Below are 17,656 nucleotides of genomic sequence, written 5' to 3'. Positions count from 1 at the left end.
TTTGCACCGAAGGTGCGGACCATGCGGGCCGGGCAATAGAGACGACGCACTCCGGGCGCCCGCTTCGGAATGTGTGCCGCACCGACCATGAAGAGAGGAACGATCATGGCCGTTGCCGCAGCCGCAGACGCCGCCCCCCGCAAGACCCGTGCTGAACAGGCCGATACGCCGGTCGCACAACCGAAGCCAAGCCAAAAGCAGGATTTTGATACGGCTCTCGCGGCGGCCAAGCGCGAGCAGGACAACCAGCCCGGTTCCGCGACGCCGGCGTCCGACACCAAGCCTGCGGACAATACGCCCCGGACCACGATCGATCACAAGGTTGAGCCCGGAGAGTCGCTGGCGAGAATTGCGAAGCACTACAGAACGTCTTACGCGGACGTCCTCAACGCCAACAAGGACCGCAAGAATCCCGACCTCATCCATCCCGGCGATCACGTCACGGTGCCGAATGCCGATCAGCGCGTCGTCACCGCCGAACAACAGGTGGATGCCGCCCACAAGGCGGAAGATTCGGTCGCATCGCTGGAGCACCTCGCGCATGATCCAAAGGGAACCGACCAGTCGCGCGCAGTGGCCGCCTCGCAACTCGCTGATGCACGCGCCGAGGTCGGACATCGTTGGGACGACGTACAGAAGACGATCGAGACCGATCTTCGCGACGCCGGCAAGACCTCGTTCTTTCCGGACGACGCCGCCAACGCTGCAGTCGGGGAAATTCGCGGGCGGCTGCCGAAAGATCAGGGCTACCAGAGCGCCGTCGATCGTGCTCAGGCGACCGTCAAATCCGATTGGGACAAGCAGGGCATCAGCCTGTCGCATTTCCAAGGGCTGGTGGACAAGGCCAACAAGGCGAGCGGTCCAGGGGCTGACGCAGCCTGGAAGGACGTTCGCGGCGCGATCGAGAACCGTCTTCGCGATCTCGGCAATGGACAGGCCTATCCCGAAGAGCGCGTGAAGACGCAACTCGACGAAATCAAGCAGCACTTTGCCAAGGATCCCAAGATTGGCTCCCAGGTGGACGACGCCTACAAGACGGTCACCGGCGAATGGCACGATCAGGGCTGGACGCGCGACACGCTGGGCGTCGTCGTCGACAAGTACGACGATGTCCGGAAGGCCCAGTCCGCGGTCGACGAAGCGAAGAAGACCGGCACCGCGAACGCTCCGCAGCTTCAGCAAAACCTGACCACCGCACAGAACGCCGTGCGCCAGGAGATCGAGCGCCAGCTCGACGACGTGGCCGGCAAGGTCCCGAAGGACAAGCGCGAGCTCGCGATCGCCGCCCGCGCCGCCCTGATCCAGAGCAACGGACCGCAGGAGGAAGGCTTCTCCTCGCTCGTCGACGAGGCGGCCTACAACAAGACCGTGAAGCCCGGCGTCGATGCCGTCCAGGCGGCCTACAAGAAGGATGGCGCGAAAGCGGCGGCCGACGCCCTCAATGCCCAGACCTCGAGCGTCTCGCCCGAGACGGCCAAGCAGATCGTCGCGGCCAGCATGCCGACCATCGACGCGATTGCGGCCGACCTCGACAAGAGCATGCGCAACGGCGACGGGCCGATCTCGTACAAGGACTACAACGCGGTCTATGGCGATCTCGCGGCGGCTACCGACATGGCCGCTCGAGGCACCAATGGCCAGAAAGTCGTGGACGACGTCGCTGCGACGATGATCCGGCACCTTCCGAGCCAGAAATTCCAGCCGCAGTTCCAGGATAGTCCATCCTATCCGCTGCAACCTTACCAACAGGCCGTGATGCAGAGCGTGCTCGACGGCAAGGGCGCTTCGCTTCAGCTCGCGACCACAACCCAGCTCAAGGCGTCGGGCCGCACCTCGGAGGCGGACAGCCTGGTCAGCGCCATTTCGGTCGGCGCACAGGGCTTGAAGGGTCGCGTAGAGGACGACGTCAAGACATTCAGCGAAGCATCCGGTGATATCACCCGCCTCCGGGCCGACTGGTCGGGCGTGATGTCGAAGGACAAGCTCGACGCCGCGACCATCGACTATCTCAACCGCAATCCCGGCGTTCTTCCGAAATTCGATCAGAGCTATAACGCGCTCGATGGCGACGGCTATGCGGTCGCACGCACCAATCTCGCCATCGATGCGGCGCTGCCGCAGCTTCAGGGGTTGAGCCAGACCGCGCAACTCGCCGACGCGAAGAAGGACCTTGGCGAAAGCAAGGAAGCGCAGTTCGCCGTCGGCATAAGCGACAAGGCCAGTGACGAGGTCCTGCGGCAGGTCCTGGCCAACGAGGTGCCGGCCGGCGCCAAGGCCAATCCAAACTCCTCGATCGGCGGTTCGCGCAACTTCGTCAAGGAGCTCGGCAACGCCGCCATGCAGGGCCAGCCTTCCGCGCTCGGCGCCATCGGTGCCAGCAACACGGGAGCAGCACGCAAGGTAACAGATCTCTTCACGGGCCAGAGCGTCGCGGTCGATCCGAAGAAGATGTCGCTGTTCGGCGGCGGCATGAACGGCCTTGGTGCCGCCTTTAGCGGCTATCAGACCTACCTGTCCTACGAGAAGCTCGCCAAGGGCGGCACCACCATGCTGGATAAGACCAAGGCGGTCTACTACGCCATGGGCACCGTGAAGGAGTCGGCCGAAGGGCTTGCCGTGATGGCGCAACGCGGTTGGCTCGGTCTCGACCGCATTCCCGGCGCGCAGCAACTCTCCGGCACGCTGCTCGAGAAAGCCAACCGCACCGGATTGCTGTCCGAGCCCGGCTGGGTCCGGTTCAGCACCTTCTTCAAGATCGGCGGCGGCCTTATCGATGCGGGCTATGCGGTCGACGCAGCGTCGAAAGGCGACATGCCGGCGGCGTTGCTCTATGGCACCAGCGCCGGCGGCGGTTTTCTCGCGGCAGCCGGATCGGTCGCGGCGAGCGACAGCTGGCTTGCCACGTTTGGCGGTCCGGTTGGAGCTGGCGTGGTGCTGGCATCGGCCGTCGGTCTCTATCTCTACAACGATGCCAAGGACAAGGCGCGCTTCGAAGGGCCGAGCCGCGAGTTCCTCGAATCCGCCGGGTACGATCCGAAAGTCGCCTCGGCCCTGGCCGATTACGACAACAACGACGGCCGCAGCGCCGGCCCCGCTCTTGCCGCCGCAGCCCGACAATTCGGGATCAGCCCCGAAGAGCTGATGCAACGCCTGAACAAGCAGGACCCGGACAAGGTCCACGACCTCATTCACGAGGCCTGGACGGTCGAGCCAGACGACAAGGGCAACTACCCGCTCACCGCTGCGAACGATCGTACCGTCTGGGCGCCCGGCGCGCATTCGAGCGGACACTACCTCTATGATCCCCAGGATACGCGCTACCGGGGCGGCTACGGTGTTGGTGCCGGCGGCGCATATCTGAACGAGGATCCAAATGCGCACAGCCTGACGGCGCTACGCGACTATGCACGCGCCTTGTTCGGACAGCCGGTGCTCGGCTAGTCGCTCACTCGTCAAGCGCCAAGGAGTCATCGATCCCTGACCAGCCCCCTTTACGGCCGGTCAGGGATTTTCTTCGGGATCAGCGGGACGTCTTCACACCGCGGACCACTTGCTCGAACTCGGCGCGCCTGGCCGGGAACGCCGCCGTTCCCGCACGGCAGGTCACGTTCACGTAGCCATTGTCGAGCTTCAGCACGACGATCCGCACCTGCATCGTTCGATCCACCTTCGATCCGGATGCGTCCGTTGCCTCGCGCGGCCATCCATCAACCTGCAATGCCTCGATACCATCTTGGGAAAAGGGCCGGCTCGCCTGCACCAGGACGGACGACATGATTTGCAGCAGTGCCTTGTCACGCCAGGAGGTCTTTCCCTGTTGCGACCGCGCGGACAATGTTCGCGCCAGCCCCCTATCCGCGCTATCGATCGCGGGCAGGAGTTGCGCCTCGACCGTGCAGCCTGTCGATGGCGGATCGAGAGGCTTTCGGATTGCGAAACGGACGGCGGCGTGGACCGCGGGCGGCTCCTCGCGCTGCACGGCATAGCCATCCGGCGGTGTGACCGTGAGCCCCGTCGCCTCGTCCCGCACGACCTCGGCTGCGATCAACGCCGGGACCGCAGAACACGTCGACACGACGATCGCGAGAAAGGCAACGGGCAAAAGCCGGGTCATCATCTGTTGGTCTCCTGACACGACAAGAAAGCGGGCGCCAAGACGCCCGCTTTCGATCAGTGCAGCTCGGACGGCAATCAGGCGAAAGCCTGCTCCGCCGCGTCAATCATCGCCTGATTGACCTGCGCGCCGGAGCGGTCGACCCAATCCTGGCCGCGCTCATAGATGGTGTCGGCGCCATCCGAGGCCAGTTGATCAAGCGTCGCACCGGCATTGGACTGCGTCACCTTCAGGTTATTGGCACCATCCTTGTCGGCACCAAGACCTTCGACGGTGATGGCATTGCTGCCATTGGTGATGGTGAGCTTCGATGACAGGGTCTGGCCATTGCCGTAGGGCACCGTGTTCACGGTAATCTTGGTGCCATCCTCGAGCTGGAAGGTCATGTCCTTCTTGAAGTCGAAGTCGTTCTTGCCGTTATTGTCGTCATCGACATGGGGGTCACCGCTGATTTGGGTGACATGACCAGTCTGGTTGTTGCGCACGGTCCAGCTGGCGTCTTTCTCGTCGACGGTGACCGTGTACTTGTCGCCGAGCCGGATCGTTGCCTTGCCATCCTTGGATTCGTGCGACCAGGGATCGGTCGTCACGGGAGCAGCCGGCAAGATGTAGGTCGGAATGTTGAACGACAATCCCGGGTTCTGAGACGACGAAGCGCCGTTCTGCTGGCCGGCCTCGCCGGCGTTGATCAGCGCCTGGTTTACCGTTTGACCCGAGCCATTGGTCCAGTCCTGACCACGCTCATAGATCGTCTGCGCGCCATCCGAGGTCAGCTGATCGAGCGTCGCGCCGGCATTCGACTGCGTCACCTTCAGGTTATTGGCACCATCCTTGTCGGCGCCGAGGCCTTCGACGGTGATGGCGTTGTTGCCGTTGGTGATCGTGAGCTTCGATGACAGGGTCTGCCCATTGCCGAAGGGCACCGTATTCACGGTGATCTTTGTGCCGTCCTCAAGCTGGAACGTCATGTCCTTCTTGAAATCGAAGTCGTTCTTGCCGTCGCCATCGTCGTCAACGTGCGGATCTCCGTGGACCTTGGTGACATGACCGGTCTCGTTGTTGCGGACGGTCCAGCTGGCGTCCTTCTCGTCGGCAGTGATCGTGTACTTGTCGCCGAGGCGGATCGTCGCCTTGCCGTCACCCGTCTCGTGCGTCCACACCGGATCGGCAGAGGTAGAGCTCTGGTTGACCGGAGCGGGCAGGATCGAAGGGGGCGTCCCCAAATTGGGCGGCGTCGGCTGCTGCGAGTGGAACAGTCCCTGAAGCTGCGCCATCAGGCCTGCGATGCCGTCGAGCGTCTGGCGCTGGACGGGCTCGGGCAGTTGCGACTGATCGACGAGGTTCGCGAGCGAGCCGAATCCCTGCATGACTTCGGGCATGCTGGCACCTTGCGAGGAGCCCGCGATGTTTGCCGAGATATTCACCGAAAGTACGTTGCCCCGATTGGCCTGGTAGGATTGCGGCGGAACCTCGGATGACGAGGCGCCCCCCTCCCCGCTCGCTGCGGCAAAGCCTTGCGCATACGCATTGATCAAGGCGCTTTTTTCAGTGGACGTTCGCGCCGAGCGCACCTCATTCACGAACGAGCCGCCGCCACCGCCGAGCTGCCCGAACAGCATGTTGAAGACGGCGCCATCCGCCGCGCCCTGCGGCAATAAGCCGTTCACCGCCAAATTGAAACCGCCTACCAGCGAGAGAGACGTCATTTCCATTCACTCCTGTTGCCTAAGGAAGCGAGACCAGGCAAAGCCGGCCCGCACGATCAACCGAGGCCCCGGCACTTGCTCGCGCGCCGAGACCCATCAAAACCCACCCGCTCACCCCGTCTTGGTGAGCGCTGCGGTATCGTTGTTTGAGAGGGCAACAACGGACCTGGGCGGCGAGCGAAGTGCTCCCACCGTTGTTCCTCCGCGATTCGACGAACACGTCGCGACCGTCGAATTCACGGAAAGCCTATCGAGGCTAGCTTTCAGAAAACTGACGATTGTGCGGAAGGAACATGCGCGTCCGCGAGCCAAGAACTCTTGAATGATTTGATTGGCCGATCGTCGACCACGCGTGCGGCAAGGTAAGGCTTGCGAGTCCGTCTTTGGCGGAAATGGTCAAACACCTCGATAGATCGTGAATGACCAGCTCAAGCTGGACAAACTTTCATAGATCGTGGCATCGACTCGCTCAGTCGTACTGGGCCGTGTGCGAGCTTCCTCGCCTCACCGCGCTTTCAGCGACCGCGGGCCTGATTGCGGACGTGCTCTCGCCTGGTTTTGTCAATGTCAGCGTCTCGGTCAGCTCACCGTGCGCCATCGTCACTTCGCGGTGATGCACCGAGAGAAGCTTCCAGCCCTGATAGTCTCCGTCGAGCTTCAGACGCAACGTGGCCTTGCTGGTCTCGTCAACGAATATCCCGATACTCTGATCCCCGCCGATAACCGTTCCGACCAGCACAAGCCGCAGCTCGACCGGCGGCGGGCTCGGCGACATTGGCGGCGGTTTCGACACAGACGGCTCAGCCACCGGCAGCGGCGGCCGCCGCGAGGCCGAGAAGATCGGTCGTTCGTCCGTCTCCGACAGTGTTGCGAGCGGGATCGCCCAGAGCGGATTGCCGCGCATCGCCTCCCGCTTGATGGCGGTCGGCGACACCGCCGCAGGATTGACTGCCGGTGCCCGCGTCGCAGGAGGCTCCAGGAGCGGGCGGCTGGACTCCAGCCCGACGAAGCCTGGCACGTCGACATCCGAAAAATCCACCGGCAGCGCCGAGGTGGAGGCGGAAACACCGAGCAAAGGAGCCAACATGGGCGCGAGCCGCACCGATATCCACCGTCTCGCCTGACGTCCTCGCATGTTCCTCGTCACTGGATGGCAACGCGCAAGATTTTCGCTCAAGGAAAGCTGGCGATCTGCATACACCGGACAAGCTGGACTTGTCAGGTACAGGTCTCCGAAGGGGAGCAAGGCTTATCGGTTTTCCATGTGACACCTGTGCGAAGCGGCGGTCATCTTTCCGATGTTTCCACTGCCTGTTTCGTTTGCAGCAGAACCGCAGACAAATTGGCACCCCCGACCCGCTCGATGTGTCACGCTGATTGCGATGCCGGAATTCGGCGGCTTGCCACGACCGCCGGGCACCAGTATGACGTTGTTGCTAGATCGTCATACTCACCATCTATAGCGGGACATTGCTGAACTATATCGGTTGCCGTGCGGAGGCGTGTCAGTGCGTAGGGCCTTGTTGCGGATGTTTTCCGCCGCCGCATCATCCGCCCTGTGTACGCTTCCGGTCGCGGCCCACGAGCGCGGCTCGGCCGCGCCAACCGAGCTTCCGCCGGTGACCGTTGCGGCGCAAGACGATCAGCCGCCCAAACGGCTCCCCCGCACAAGACCGAAAAACCGTGATCTGCGCAACCAGACCGCCACGCGCTCGGACGGCCCGGCCGAGGGCAGCGGTGCGGCGGCCGCCCCGTCGTCCGCGTTGCAGCCGCCCGCCGCCAGCGCAGTCAGCATCAGCGGCGCGGAAGTGAACGCGGTCCCGTTCTCGCGGCCGGGCGAAGCGCTGGAAGTGGTGCCGGGCCTGATCGTCACCCAGCACTCCGGCGAGGGCAAAGCCAATCAGTATTTCCTGCGCGGCTTCAATCTCGATCACGGCACCGATCTCGCGATCAGCGTCGACGGCATGCCCGTCAACATGCCGACGCATGGGCATGGGCAAGGCTACGCCGACATCAATTTCCTGATCCCCGAGCTGATCCAGTCCGTCGATGTGCGGAAGGGGCCGTATTTCGCCGACCAGGGCGACTTCGCGTCCGCCGGCGCCGTGGCGATCGGTTACGTCAACAAGCTGCCGAACAACATCGCGGAAATGACCTTTGGCAGCTTCGGCTATCGCCGGGCGCTGGCGGCGGGATCGAACCCGGTCGGCAGCGGCACGCTGCTGGCGGCGGTCGAGGCGGTCAAATATGATGGACCATGGGATGTGGCGGACGATGTCCGCAAGCTGAACGGCGTCATGCGCTACAGCCAGGGCACCGCGACCGACGGCCTGACGCTGACGGCGATGGCCTACTCCAATGGCTGGAATTCGACCGACCAGGTCCCACAACGCACGATCGACCAGGGCCTGATCAACCGCCTCGGCACGCTCAATCCGACCGATGGCGGCACGTCCAGCCGCTTCAGCCTGTCCGGCAATTGGGCACAGTCGGGCGACTACGGACAGACCAATATCAGCGCCTATGTCGTGCGCTCCGACCTCCGGCTCTTCAACGATTTCACCTACTTCCTCGACAATCCCCTCAACGGCGACCAGTTCAGCCAGCTCGACCGCCGCAGTTTCGGCGGCGTCGATGCGCGGCATAGTTTCGATTGGCGCTTTGGCGGCCTCGAAGGGCAAACCCGCGTCGGCTTGCAGAGCCGCTACGACGACATCCATGTCGGCCTGTTCAAGACGGAGCAGCGCGCATGGCTTTCGACCATCCGCGATGATCGCGTGCAGGAGGGCAATGTCGGCTTCTGGACCGATACGACCACGCACTGGAACAACTGGCTGCACACCACGGTCGGAATCCGCGAAGATGTCTTCGCCGGCCACGTCTTCAGCGATACAGCGCAGAATTCGGGCAACGCGCAGGCGTCGATGACGAGCCCCAAGGTCGGACTCGTGCTCGGCCCCTGGTACAAGACCGAGTTCTACGGCAATGCTGGCTACGGCCTGCACAGCAACGATATCCGCGGCGCGACGATCGCCGTGGATCCCAACGACAGGGTGACGCCGCTCGAGCGCGTGCCGCTGCTCGTGCGCTCTCGCGGCGCCGAACTCGGCATCCGCACCAGGGTGATCGAGGGCCTGACCAGCTCGCTCGCGATCTTCGTGCTGGACTTCGACTCCGAGCTGCTGTTCGTCGGCGACGCCGGCACCACGGAGCCGAGCCGTCCGAGCCGCCGCGTTGGCGTGGAGTGGACGAACCAGTACAAGCCACTGCCCTGGATGACGGTCGATCTCGACGTGGCCCGTACCCAGGCGCGCTTCACCGATTTCGATCCCGCCGGGGCCCGCATCCCCGGCGCACCGGCGTGGGTCGCAAGCAGCGCGGTCACCCTTGGTGGCGACACTGGTTGGTTCGGCGCGCTGAAGGCGCGCTATTTCGGTCCGCGTCCTCTCGTCGAAGACGACAGCGTCCGCTCGCGGTCCTCGCTGATCTTCAATGCGCGCGCCGGCTACAAGTTCGACAACGGCCTGCGGCTGCAACTCGACGTGCTCAACCTCTTCAACGCCCAGACCAACCAGATCGAATATTACTATCTGTCGCGATTGCCGGGAGAACCCATCGACGGCGTCGCCGATCGCCACGTCCACCCGGCCGAGCCCCTCGCGGTACGGCTGACGGTGGCGGCGAGGTTCTGACCGCACCGGGCGAAAACGGCCGGCTCTGATCGGCTGTCATAAATACTGAAAAAATCTGACATAGAGCGGATGCTCTGATCGCCCGAGAGTTCGAGGAGTGAGGCGAATGCAATCTGAGCCGAACAGCACCGCGATCGCTTCGGCGGGCCGGTTCGCGCGCGCGGTGCAGGATCAGGTCACATCGGCGCACACCCGTCAGGGCGCAAGCCGCGCCCAGGCCCTCCTCCTCCCGATCGTGACGGCGTCTGGATTTGCGGGCCTCGGCTACGAGATCGTTTGGACGCGCCAGTTGAGCCTTGCGCTGGGCACCGAAATGATGGCGGTCCTTGGGGTCATTGCCGGGTTCTTCGGCGGTCTGGCCCTGGGCGCGTTCGCGCTCGATCGGCCGATCCGCCGCTCGAGATCGCCTTGGCGCGTCTATGCGACGCTTGAAGCGGTCATTGCCGTCTGGGGCTTGATCAGCGTCTGGCTGCTGCCCTCGGCCGGTCGCGCCCTGTCCCCTCTGCTCGGCACCGAACCGTCTCCAGCCCTGCTCTGGGCCGGCAGCCTGGCGCTGCCAACACTCGTGCTGCTGCCTGCAGCGATGGCCATGGGCGGAACCCTGGCCGCGCTGGAACGGATGATGCGTGACGCGCGCGGCGAGGCCCGCGTCACGGCAGGCGTGTACGGAGCGAATACCGCCGGGGCTCTGGCCGGCACGCTCGCCTCCACATTCCTCCTGATCCCGGCGCTCGGATTTTCGGGAACGCTGCTCTGCCTCGCCGGTGTCAACGCGTTCTGTGCCCTCGGTGCGCTCGTGCTCGGATCGGCGGCGGGCAAGGCCGCGGCCGAGGAACGGCGGCCGGAACGGATTCGCGACCTGCGGCTCACGATCACCTTGTTTGCCACGGGACTGCTGGGACTCTCCTTCGAGGTCATCGTGGTCCGGCTCGCCGCGCAGGTGATGGAGGACACCGTCTATACGTTCGCTGGACTGTTGGCCGCCTATCTGCTCGGCACCGCGGTGGGGGGCCTGCTCTGGCAGCGGAGCGGGCGAGATGCGCAGGATGGAAATCTCCGCGGGCTGCTCGCCGCAACATCATTCGCCTGCATCGCAACCGCGGTGCTTGTGCCCTATGCCCGTCGCCTGGTCGAGACCGTGGCGTCTGCGGAGATATTCGGTGAGCTGGCCGTGGCGGTCGCGCTGTTCCTGGTACCGGCGACCGCGATGGGCGCACTGTTCGGCCTGCTGGCACAACGGGTGAGCGATCAGCGCGGCTCGGTCGGATCCGCCGTCGGCGTCAACAGTCTTGGCGCCTGCGTCGCGCCGCTGGTGGCGGCGCAATTCCTGATTCCGGCTCTTGGTGCATGGACGGCGCTGCTTGCCGTTGCGCTGGGCTATCTGCTGCTGCTGCCGCCCGGCCGATCGGCACTGCCGTGGTCTGCTGCTCCGGCGATTTCCGCGCTCGTGCTGTGGCTCAATCCTGCGCCATCGTTGACGCGCGTGCCGCCGGGCGGAGCGCTGCTTGCGGTCCGTGAAGGGCCGATGGCGACGGCCAGCGTCGTCGATGACGCCGCAGGTACGCGCTACCTCGAGGTCAACGGGCACTTCCGCATGGGCGGGACGAGCTCGGTTCGATCCGACTACCGGCAGGCGATGCTCCCGCTGTTGCTTCACACGGCTCCGCACCAGGCTTTGTTTCTGGGCATCGGCACGGGCGCCACCGTGGTCGGCGGCTCGCAGATGCCTCATGTCAGCGTGCGCGGCGTCGAACTCTCCCGGGAAGTGGTGGAACTTCTGCCCTGGTTCGTCAATCCGCCGCCGGCATCGGCGCCGCGGGTGACCGTGGCGGATGCCCGTCGCTACGTTGCTGCAGATACGAGCCAGCATGACGTGATCATCGCCGACCTGTTTCATCCCGCGCTCGACGGCAGCGGTGCGCTTTACACCGTCGAGCATTTCGGAGCAGTGAAACGCAGGCTGGCGCCCGGCGGCATCTTCTGCCAATGGCTGCCGCTGTACCAGCTCGATCTGCCGTCCCTGCGCGCCATCGTCCGCGGCTTTCTCGACGTCTATCCCGACGGCTCGGCCTGGCTCAATCACTACAGCATCCGTACACCGATGCTGGCGCTCATCGGAACGCGCGATGGCGGCCATTTGGATACCGAGGCGCTCGCTGCGCGGCTTCGCGATCCCGCCATCGGGTCCGTTGTACGCCCGCTCGGGTTCGAGGCGCCGATCGATCTCCTCGGCCAATATCTCGGGGGCCCGCACGCTCTCTCCGCATTCGCCGGCGAAGGTCCGCGCAACACGGATGATTATCCGTTCGTGACCTTCGATGCGCGGCGAAATGTCCGTGCACTCACGGCAGCACCCTGGTCGCTGCTGCTTGCCGTCACGAAAGATATTCAACCGGATTCGAACGAACTCCTCGCGCGCGGAGCCGAGCACGACGCGCTGGGCGCGCGCCTCGACGCCTATTGGGCCGCGCGCAACCGCTTTCTCGAAGCTGGAGCCTCTCTGCCGGGCGATCCGCGCGGAACTGCCCTGATCGAAGCGGCGTCACCGGGCCTCATCGACGCACTTCGCCTGAGCGCGGAATTCGATCCGGCTTACGGGCCGCTGATGGGGATGGCGCGATCCCTGATCGGTTCGGACCGCGCGGCGGCCGCGCGCCTGCTCCGCAAGATCAATCAGGCGGCGCCGTCGCGTGGCGAGGCAAGGGATTTGCTGCTTCGTGAATTCGGCCTGAGAAACGAGTGATCGGCCTCTCTCAAGGCGCGAAGTTGACGCGATAGCCCCAGCAGTCGAGATGATCGGGAATGGCGTTGAAGGCGATGGTAATTCTCTGACCGCCCTGGTTTCTCGGCACCTCGTGGTAGAGATAGCTTGGAAAAAGCACGAGATCACCTGGCTCGGCCTCCGGCAGGACGTACTTGCCCGCATTAAAGGGTCCGATGGCGGCGCTTCTTGTGTGGTGCCGGAAGGAGAAGTCGGAACCGCCGGGCGGCCGCACGAAGACCGTCTTGCAGGCCGGATGCGAGGGCGTCAGATACAAGATGCCGGAGACGAAGCTGTTGGCGTGGGAATGCAGCGTCTGGTTTCCGCCGGTCTCGAGCATGTTGGTCCACATCTCCTTGACGGTCCAGCGCAGCTCTTCGCCGAACAGCAGGACGCCGAAATCGACCAGCTTCGGGACGGCAAGCTCGGCGATCTGCCGAAACAGCTCGTTGTCGCGGGGGTCGGCGACCTCGGTGTGGAAGAGCTGGCCCGAGCGCAGATTACCTTCGATCCGGGTGCTGCGGATCGCGGCCACGGCCGCTTCGTTCAGCGATGGCGGGAGCAGCCCAGGCGAGCGCAGGAGAGGAATCGGGAAAAGCGGCTCGATCTGATCCATGTCGCGACATCTACCTGTTCTTGAACCCATTCCTGGAGCGGAGCCGACAATGCGCGGGCAAAGATGACGCTGCGATGACAGCGTGCAGGATCTGCCAAATTCTGCGATCCTGCTACTCGTCGACCCCGAGCACTTTCAGCCGTTCGCCCGGCCGCAGCTCGTGGCGCCGCTCGCGCACCTCGTCGGAGGCACGCGCCGCCATGTCGAGGCATTCGTCGAACTCGCCGTTACCGGCTTCCACCAGGGCCTGATGCAAGTGCCGCTCGGCGAAGTAGCGCGAGAGATGATCAGCCGGCAAAGCGGACGCCAAGGCGCGAGCCTCCGCAACCGCGGCGTTGCAATCTTCCCGGGTCGGCTCGTCCGAGGCGGGCACGGCAGCACCGGGTGTGGCCACGGCGCAGCCGAGGCCAGCGAGGAGGCCCAGTGCGCAGAAGGTGATACGAAACAGATGCATGTCGGTCGCGCCGGGCAGAGCCAGCCCGCTTCGAAACAAGTGCGGCGGGACGCACCGATCGTTGCGCCCCGCCGGATGGAATCACATCACGTCAGTGGTGGCCGTGATGATGATCGTCGTGATCGTGGTGGTCGTTGTCGGCCTGCTGTCCGAGCTTGCGCGCCAGCTCGGCATTGGTCTCGACCAGAAGCTTCGGAGAACCTTGCGGCCGGATGAAGATCGGGTTGGCGTAGAACCAGACGTTCGAATAGGCCTGAACGTCGTGGGTCACCTTCTTGGCGCCATTCACGGTCTCCAGATGCGCCGGGCACGCCGGATCGGTGCAGCTGACCTGCGCGTTGTTCGCGTCGAGCAGCGGATTTCCAGCGGTATCGGAGACGTTCGGAGTGCCATTCGGAATGTTGGTTCCGCGCGCACGGATGTAAAACGGCTTGGTACCCGCGGTAAACGTCGTCGTGAACCGCAGCCGCACGCCGTCGCGGTCGCCCCGATGCTCGCGGTGCATCTGCTCCGCGGAGATCTGCCGGGCAATGGTCGCCGACGGATTGTACACGATCGCCGCACCGGCCGTGCCCGCGGCATTCGCCACCGCGTAATTGGCCGCATCAGGCGCAACGACGCCGGTGATCTGGCCCGTGATCAGATCGACGTGGTCGAGCGTCGGCTTGTTCAGCGGCTGCTTGATTCCCACCGGCAACAACAGCGGGTTGTTGAAGCTATAGGGGCTGTTGTTTTCCCTCGGGACCGTCAACTCCATCTCGACCGTGATCTTTTCGCCGGGCCTCACGACCAGGGTCTCGCCCATGGTCTTCCACTCGTCGCCGCGCGTCTTGGCGCGGAACACCATATCCGGACCGATCAGGTCGGCGTTGACCGAGTAGGAATTGCCCGAACGCATGCCGTCGACGACGTGCTGCGACGAGAAGCGACCCGCATTCGGAACGTACAGCTTGGTGTATTCGCCGGGAATGAAATCGGCGGTCGTGAAGGAGTCGCGCGCACCGCCCGCACCTCGGCTGTGCCAGTCGGAGCTCACATACATGAAGAAGTTGCGGCCTTCGCCCAGCAGTCCGTCCCACAGGCCGCCGACTTTCGCGGTGTAGATGCCGCTCATGCCGTAGGTGCCGCCGCCGACCGCGTTGGCGGTGTACGAGCCGGAGCCGCCATTGGCTCCGCCTTCGGCGAAGTGGCCGGGCGCCTCGATGCCGAACGCAACCGTCGGGCCCGCGTTGTTGAAGTCGCGGAAGTGCTCGATGTTGTAGCCCTTGTTGGCGGTCGCGTTGAACGGCCCCTGGCGTTCGGTGTGCGTCGGGATGATGTAGGATTGCAGCGGATAGTTCGCCTGCAGCCACTTGACGCCCGTAAGCGCCTTCTGGTGGCCCGCCGTGCCCGTGTTGTTGACGTTGTCCTTGCCCGGCCAGAGCTGATTGCCGCCGGTGTCGATGACGGGGCCGATCGCGTCAGTATCGGCGCGGTCGAAGCGGTATTCGAATTCCGCCATCTTGTCAGCGTTACCGGGCCCCTTCCTCGGGTGCATCGGGTGCTGCCCGGTGATGACGGCAACGTCGACGTGTTCATGGCCGGGCGCGATCCACTCGAGACCCTCGATCAGCACCTTGTCATACTTCGCCGAACGATCGACGATGGTCGGATACTCGACCTCGCGGATCGACTGCCAGCGCCACATCTGCGCGCCGGTGCCGGAGCCGTTCGGGGTGCCCTTCAGGCTGCTGATGGTGATCCCGTCGATGGTCTGGCCGAGCGTCTGGCTCCAGGTCGTCGTGGTCTGTCCCGGAATATTGGCGCTGGTGTCGCTGAAACGGCAGTCGCGATTGCCGGAACCGCCGTGGTTGCCGAGCGTGAACCAGTCGAGGTCGAAATTGTTGCCGCCCGCGGACGCGGTGCCGCGCCCGACCGCGCGGTCGATGGTGTAACCGGCGGCCACAGAACCGTCCGTGCAGGTGTTGTGATTGTGCATGTCACCGGCGACATAGGGATTGCCCCGGCGCTCGCCGCGACCGAACTCCTCGGCCGTCGCGCTCTGAGTCAACGCCAACGATGCCGAAGCTGCGGTCAACAGGATGGTCTTGGTGGTCGAAAACATCTATCGCCCCTGTTTCTGGATCTTATCTTCGCAAACTCATGAACCGCCGCGGCGGGCATCGATCGCCCAATCCCCATCGCGCCGAACGGAATCTCTACGGCCACGATAGAGACCAGAGTTCCGATACAACTTCATGAAGGTTTTGTGTGATGATCGGCGCGCGATCCGATCAGCCGGCGCCGCACTGTCCTCCCGCGATTTTTCCTCCCGCGATTTTTTCATGGCGCGAGTGTTTGCAGATGACAGACGAACGGCGCTATCGCATAAAGCGCGTAGCCATGCGTGCCGCGGGGATTTGTGACACTTAGATGTCAATGCAAGCCACACCAATTGAAGTACAGTCCTTTCCGATATCGCGTACCGAAGGTCCGGATCCGAATGACGTCGCCCGCGGCGAGACGAGGCCGTCGCGTTCCTTCGTCTCTGTGCTCGTGCGGCTCTCACGCGATCCCCTGCTGCACTTTGCCTTGCTGGGAGCGCTCATCTTCGGCATCGACGCCGTGCTGCATCCGCCCGCCAAGGACGAAAAGGTCATCACCGTCACCAAGGCGATGCGCCAGTCGTTCATCGACAATTTCGACGAGGACAAGGAGCGCACCCCTTCCGGCGACCAGCTCCAGAAGATGATCGACAGTTGGGTCGCGAGCGAGATCCTCTACCGCGAAGGCAAGACGCTTGCCGTGGACCGCGGCGACGAGACGATCCGCGACCGGATTGCCTACAAGATGCAATTGCTGATCTTCGACCAGATCCGCGTCCCGCGTCCCACGGACGAGCAGCTGCAGGCATGGTTTGCCGAAAATCACGCCCGCTTCGACGAGCCGGAGCGCGTCTCCTTCTACATCACCCCACCTACGGAACAGGCGACGGCACAGCGCCAGCTCGACGACATCGTCCAGCAGCGCGAATCCGAGGAACTGCAACATCTCACGCGCGCCATCCTCGCCCGGCCGGTCGACAGTCTTGCCGCCGCCTTCGGCGAAGGTTTCCGCGATCAGCTGCTGGCGATGCCGGAAGGGGAATGGAGGCTGCTGCAATCCAAGGACGGCTGGCACATCGCCCGGCTGGACTCCCGGCGTCCGGGGAATCTTGCCAACCTCGACAAGGTTCGGGATGAGGCCGCCAGGATCTGGCATACGGAGGAGACCCGCAAGTTGGCCTGGGAGGCCGTCAAGCGGCTCAAGGCGTCCTATCAGGTGCGGTACGAGCCGTGACGGCGATTCAATCTCTGCGCTTCGCGCTGCTGGCCTTGACCCTCGCGATGGCCGTGCTCATGCGGCCCTCGGCGCTCAGCGCGCACGAGGCCGCGATGGGCGTGCTCGAATTCCGCGAGGTTCGGCCCGGCGCATTCGTCGGCCGCTGGAGCATCGAGCCGTCGATCGGCGCATCGCGGGTCGATCTGCGGGTGCCGCCCCACTGCTTTCTCCGCCTGCCCGAGATGAACTGCGGCGAGAAGGGGCTGGTTGGCTCGATCACCATTTCCAATCTCGGCTCCAACATGTCGGTCGTCCTGATCAAGGTCATTCCGATCGAGGGCGAGCCGCGCAGCTACACGATCTCGACGGCCAATCCCGTCGTCTCCATCCTCGGCACGGGCGCCCCGACGCTCGACGCGTGGATCGAGCTGGCCAAGACTTACGTGAATTACGGCATCGATCACATTCTGCTCGGAGCCGATCACCTGTTGTTCGTGCTCGGCCTGATCTGGATCGTCGGCGGCGGCTGGCGTCTGGTGAAAACGATCACCGCCTTCACGATCGGCCACAGCGCCTCGCTTGCCACGGCGGCATTCGGCCTGATCGGCGTGCCGGAACGCCCGCTCAACGCCTGCATCGCCTTGAGCATCGCGTTCGTCGGGGTGGAGATCGTCAAGCAGCAGCGCGGCGAGATCGGGATCACCGCCCGCTATCCCTGGATCGTGGCGTTTGCCTTCGGCCTGGTGCATGGCATCGGCTTCGCGAGTGCGCTGGCGGGACTTGGGCTCGAACGCCGACTCCTTCCCGCAGCGTTGCTGTTCTTCAACGTCGGCGTGGAGATCGGGCAGCTCGCCTTCGTGCTGCTCGTGCTCGCATTGATCTGGGCGCACCGACGGCTCGATGCCGTTGTGCCGCGCTGGAGCGAGGCCCTCCCGGCCTACCTCATCGGGTCGGTGTCGATGTTCTGGTTCTTCGGCCGTCTGGCGCGCGTATTCGCCGTGATCTGAGCGAGA

At 64.3% G+C, this 17,656-nt stretch carries 11 protein-coding genes; 5 read left to right on the top strand and 6 right to left on the bottom strand.

The window, feature by feature from the left end; genetic code table 11:
- Positions 1–105: 105 nt before the first annotated feature.
- A complete protein-coding gene (locus tag I3J27_RS13335; RefSeq protein ID WP_270169853.1) occupies positions 106–3,441 on the top strand; it encodes a LysM peptidoglycan-binding domain-containing protein in 3,336 nt (1,111 codons plus the stop codon).
- Between the two features lie 79 nt (positions 3,442–3,520).
- On the opposite strand, the gene I3J27_RS13330 is transcribed toward I3J27_RS13335, so the two are convergent.
- From I3J27_RS13330 to I3J27_RS13320, 3 genes are all read right to left on the bottom strand, one after another.
- Entirely contained in the window at positions 3,521–4,117 is a 597-nt protein-coding gene (locus tag I3J27_RS13330; RefSeq protein WP_270169851.1) for a hypothetical protein, read from the bottom strand.
- A 74-nt stretch (positions 4,118–4,191) separates the two neighbouring features.
- A complete protein-coding gene (locus I3J27_RS13325) occupies positions 4,192–5,820 on the bottom strand; it encodes a DUF1521 domain-containing protein (protein ID WP_270169849.1) in 1,629 nt (542 codons plus the stop codon).
- A 469-nt stretch (positions 5,821–6,289) separates the two neighbouring features.
- Complete coding sequence (locus I3J27_RS13320; RefSeq protein WP_270169847.1) at positions 6,290–6,907, bottom strand: hypothetical protein; 618 nt, start codon at positions 6,905–6,907, stop codon at positions 6,290–6,292.
- A gap of 442 nt (positions 6,908–7,349) precedes the next feature.
- On the opposite strand from I3J27_RS13320, the gene I3J27_RS13315 reads away from it, so the two are divergent.
- Positions 7,350–9,512 carry a TonB-dependent receptor gene (locus I3J27_RS13315; protein ID WP_370691975.1) on the top strand — a complete coding sequence of 721 codons (2,163 nt, stop codon included), beginning with the start codon at positions 7,350–7,352 and terminating at the stop codon, positions 9,510–9,512.
- Between the two features lie 106 nt (positions 9,513–9,618).
- Positions 9,619–12,255, top strand: coding sequence for a spermidine synthase (locus I3J27_RS13310; protein ID WP_270169842.1), 2,637 nt, complete (start codon positions 9,619–9,621; stop codon positions 12,253–12,255).
- A 10-nt stretch (positions 12,256–12,265) separates the two neighbouring features.
- On the opposite strand, the gene I3J27_RS13305 is transcribed toward I3J27_RS13310, so the two are convergent.
- From I3J27_RS13305 to I3J27_RS13295, 3 genes are all read right to left on the bottom strand, one after another.
- Positions 12,266–12,889, bottom strand: coding sequence for a putative 2OG-Fe(II) oxygenase (locus I3J27_RS13305; protein ID WP_270169841.1), 624 nt, complete (start codon positions 12,887–12,889; stop codon positions 12,266–12,268).
- A 112-nt stretch (positions 12,890–13,001) separates the two neighbouring features.
- A complete protein-coding gene (locus I3J27_RS13300; RefSeq protein WP_270169839.1) occupies positions 13,002–13,343 on the bottom strand; it encodes a hypothetical protein in 342 nt (113 codons plus the stop codon).
- A gap of 91 nt (positions 13,344–13,434) precedes the next feature.
- Positions 13,435–15,447, bottom strand: coding sequence for a hypothetical protein (locus I3J27_RS13295; protein WP_270169837.1), 2,013 nt, complete (start codon positions 15,445–15,447; stop codon positions 13,435–13,437).
- Between the two features lie 308 nt (positions 15,448–15,755).
- Between I3J27_RS13295 and I3J27_RS13290 the strand changes: the two genes are divergently transcribed.
- Together I3J27_RS13290 and I3J27_RS13285 are read left to right on the top strand one after the other, a co-directional pair.
- Complete coding sequence (locus I3J27_RS13290; protein ID WP_270169835.1) at positions 15,756–16,661, top strand: peptidylprolyl isomerase; 906 nt, start codon at positions 15,756–15,758, stop codon at positions 16,659–16,661.
- A 47-nt stretch (positions 16,662–16,708) separates the two neighbouring features.
- Entirely contained in the window at positions 16,709–17,650 is a 942-nt protein-coding gene (locus tag I3J27_RS13285) for a HupE/UreJ family protein (RefSeq protein WP_370691974.1), read from the top strand.
- Positions 17,651–17,656: the final 6 nt, after the last annotated feature.

The sequence above is a fragment of the Bradyrhizobium xenonodulans genome, assembly GCF_027594865.1.
Lineage (GTDB): Bacteria > Pseudomonadota > Alphaproteobacteria > Rhizobiales > Xanthobacteraceae > Bradyrhizobium > Bradyrhizobium xenonodulans.
Note: the sequence above shows the minus strand (reverse complement) of the source record. Positions and strands in the feature narration are given on the sequence as shown.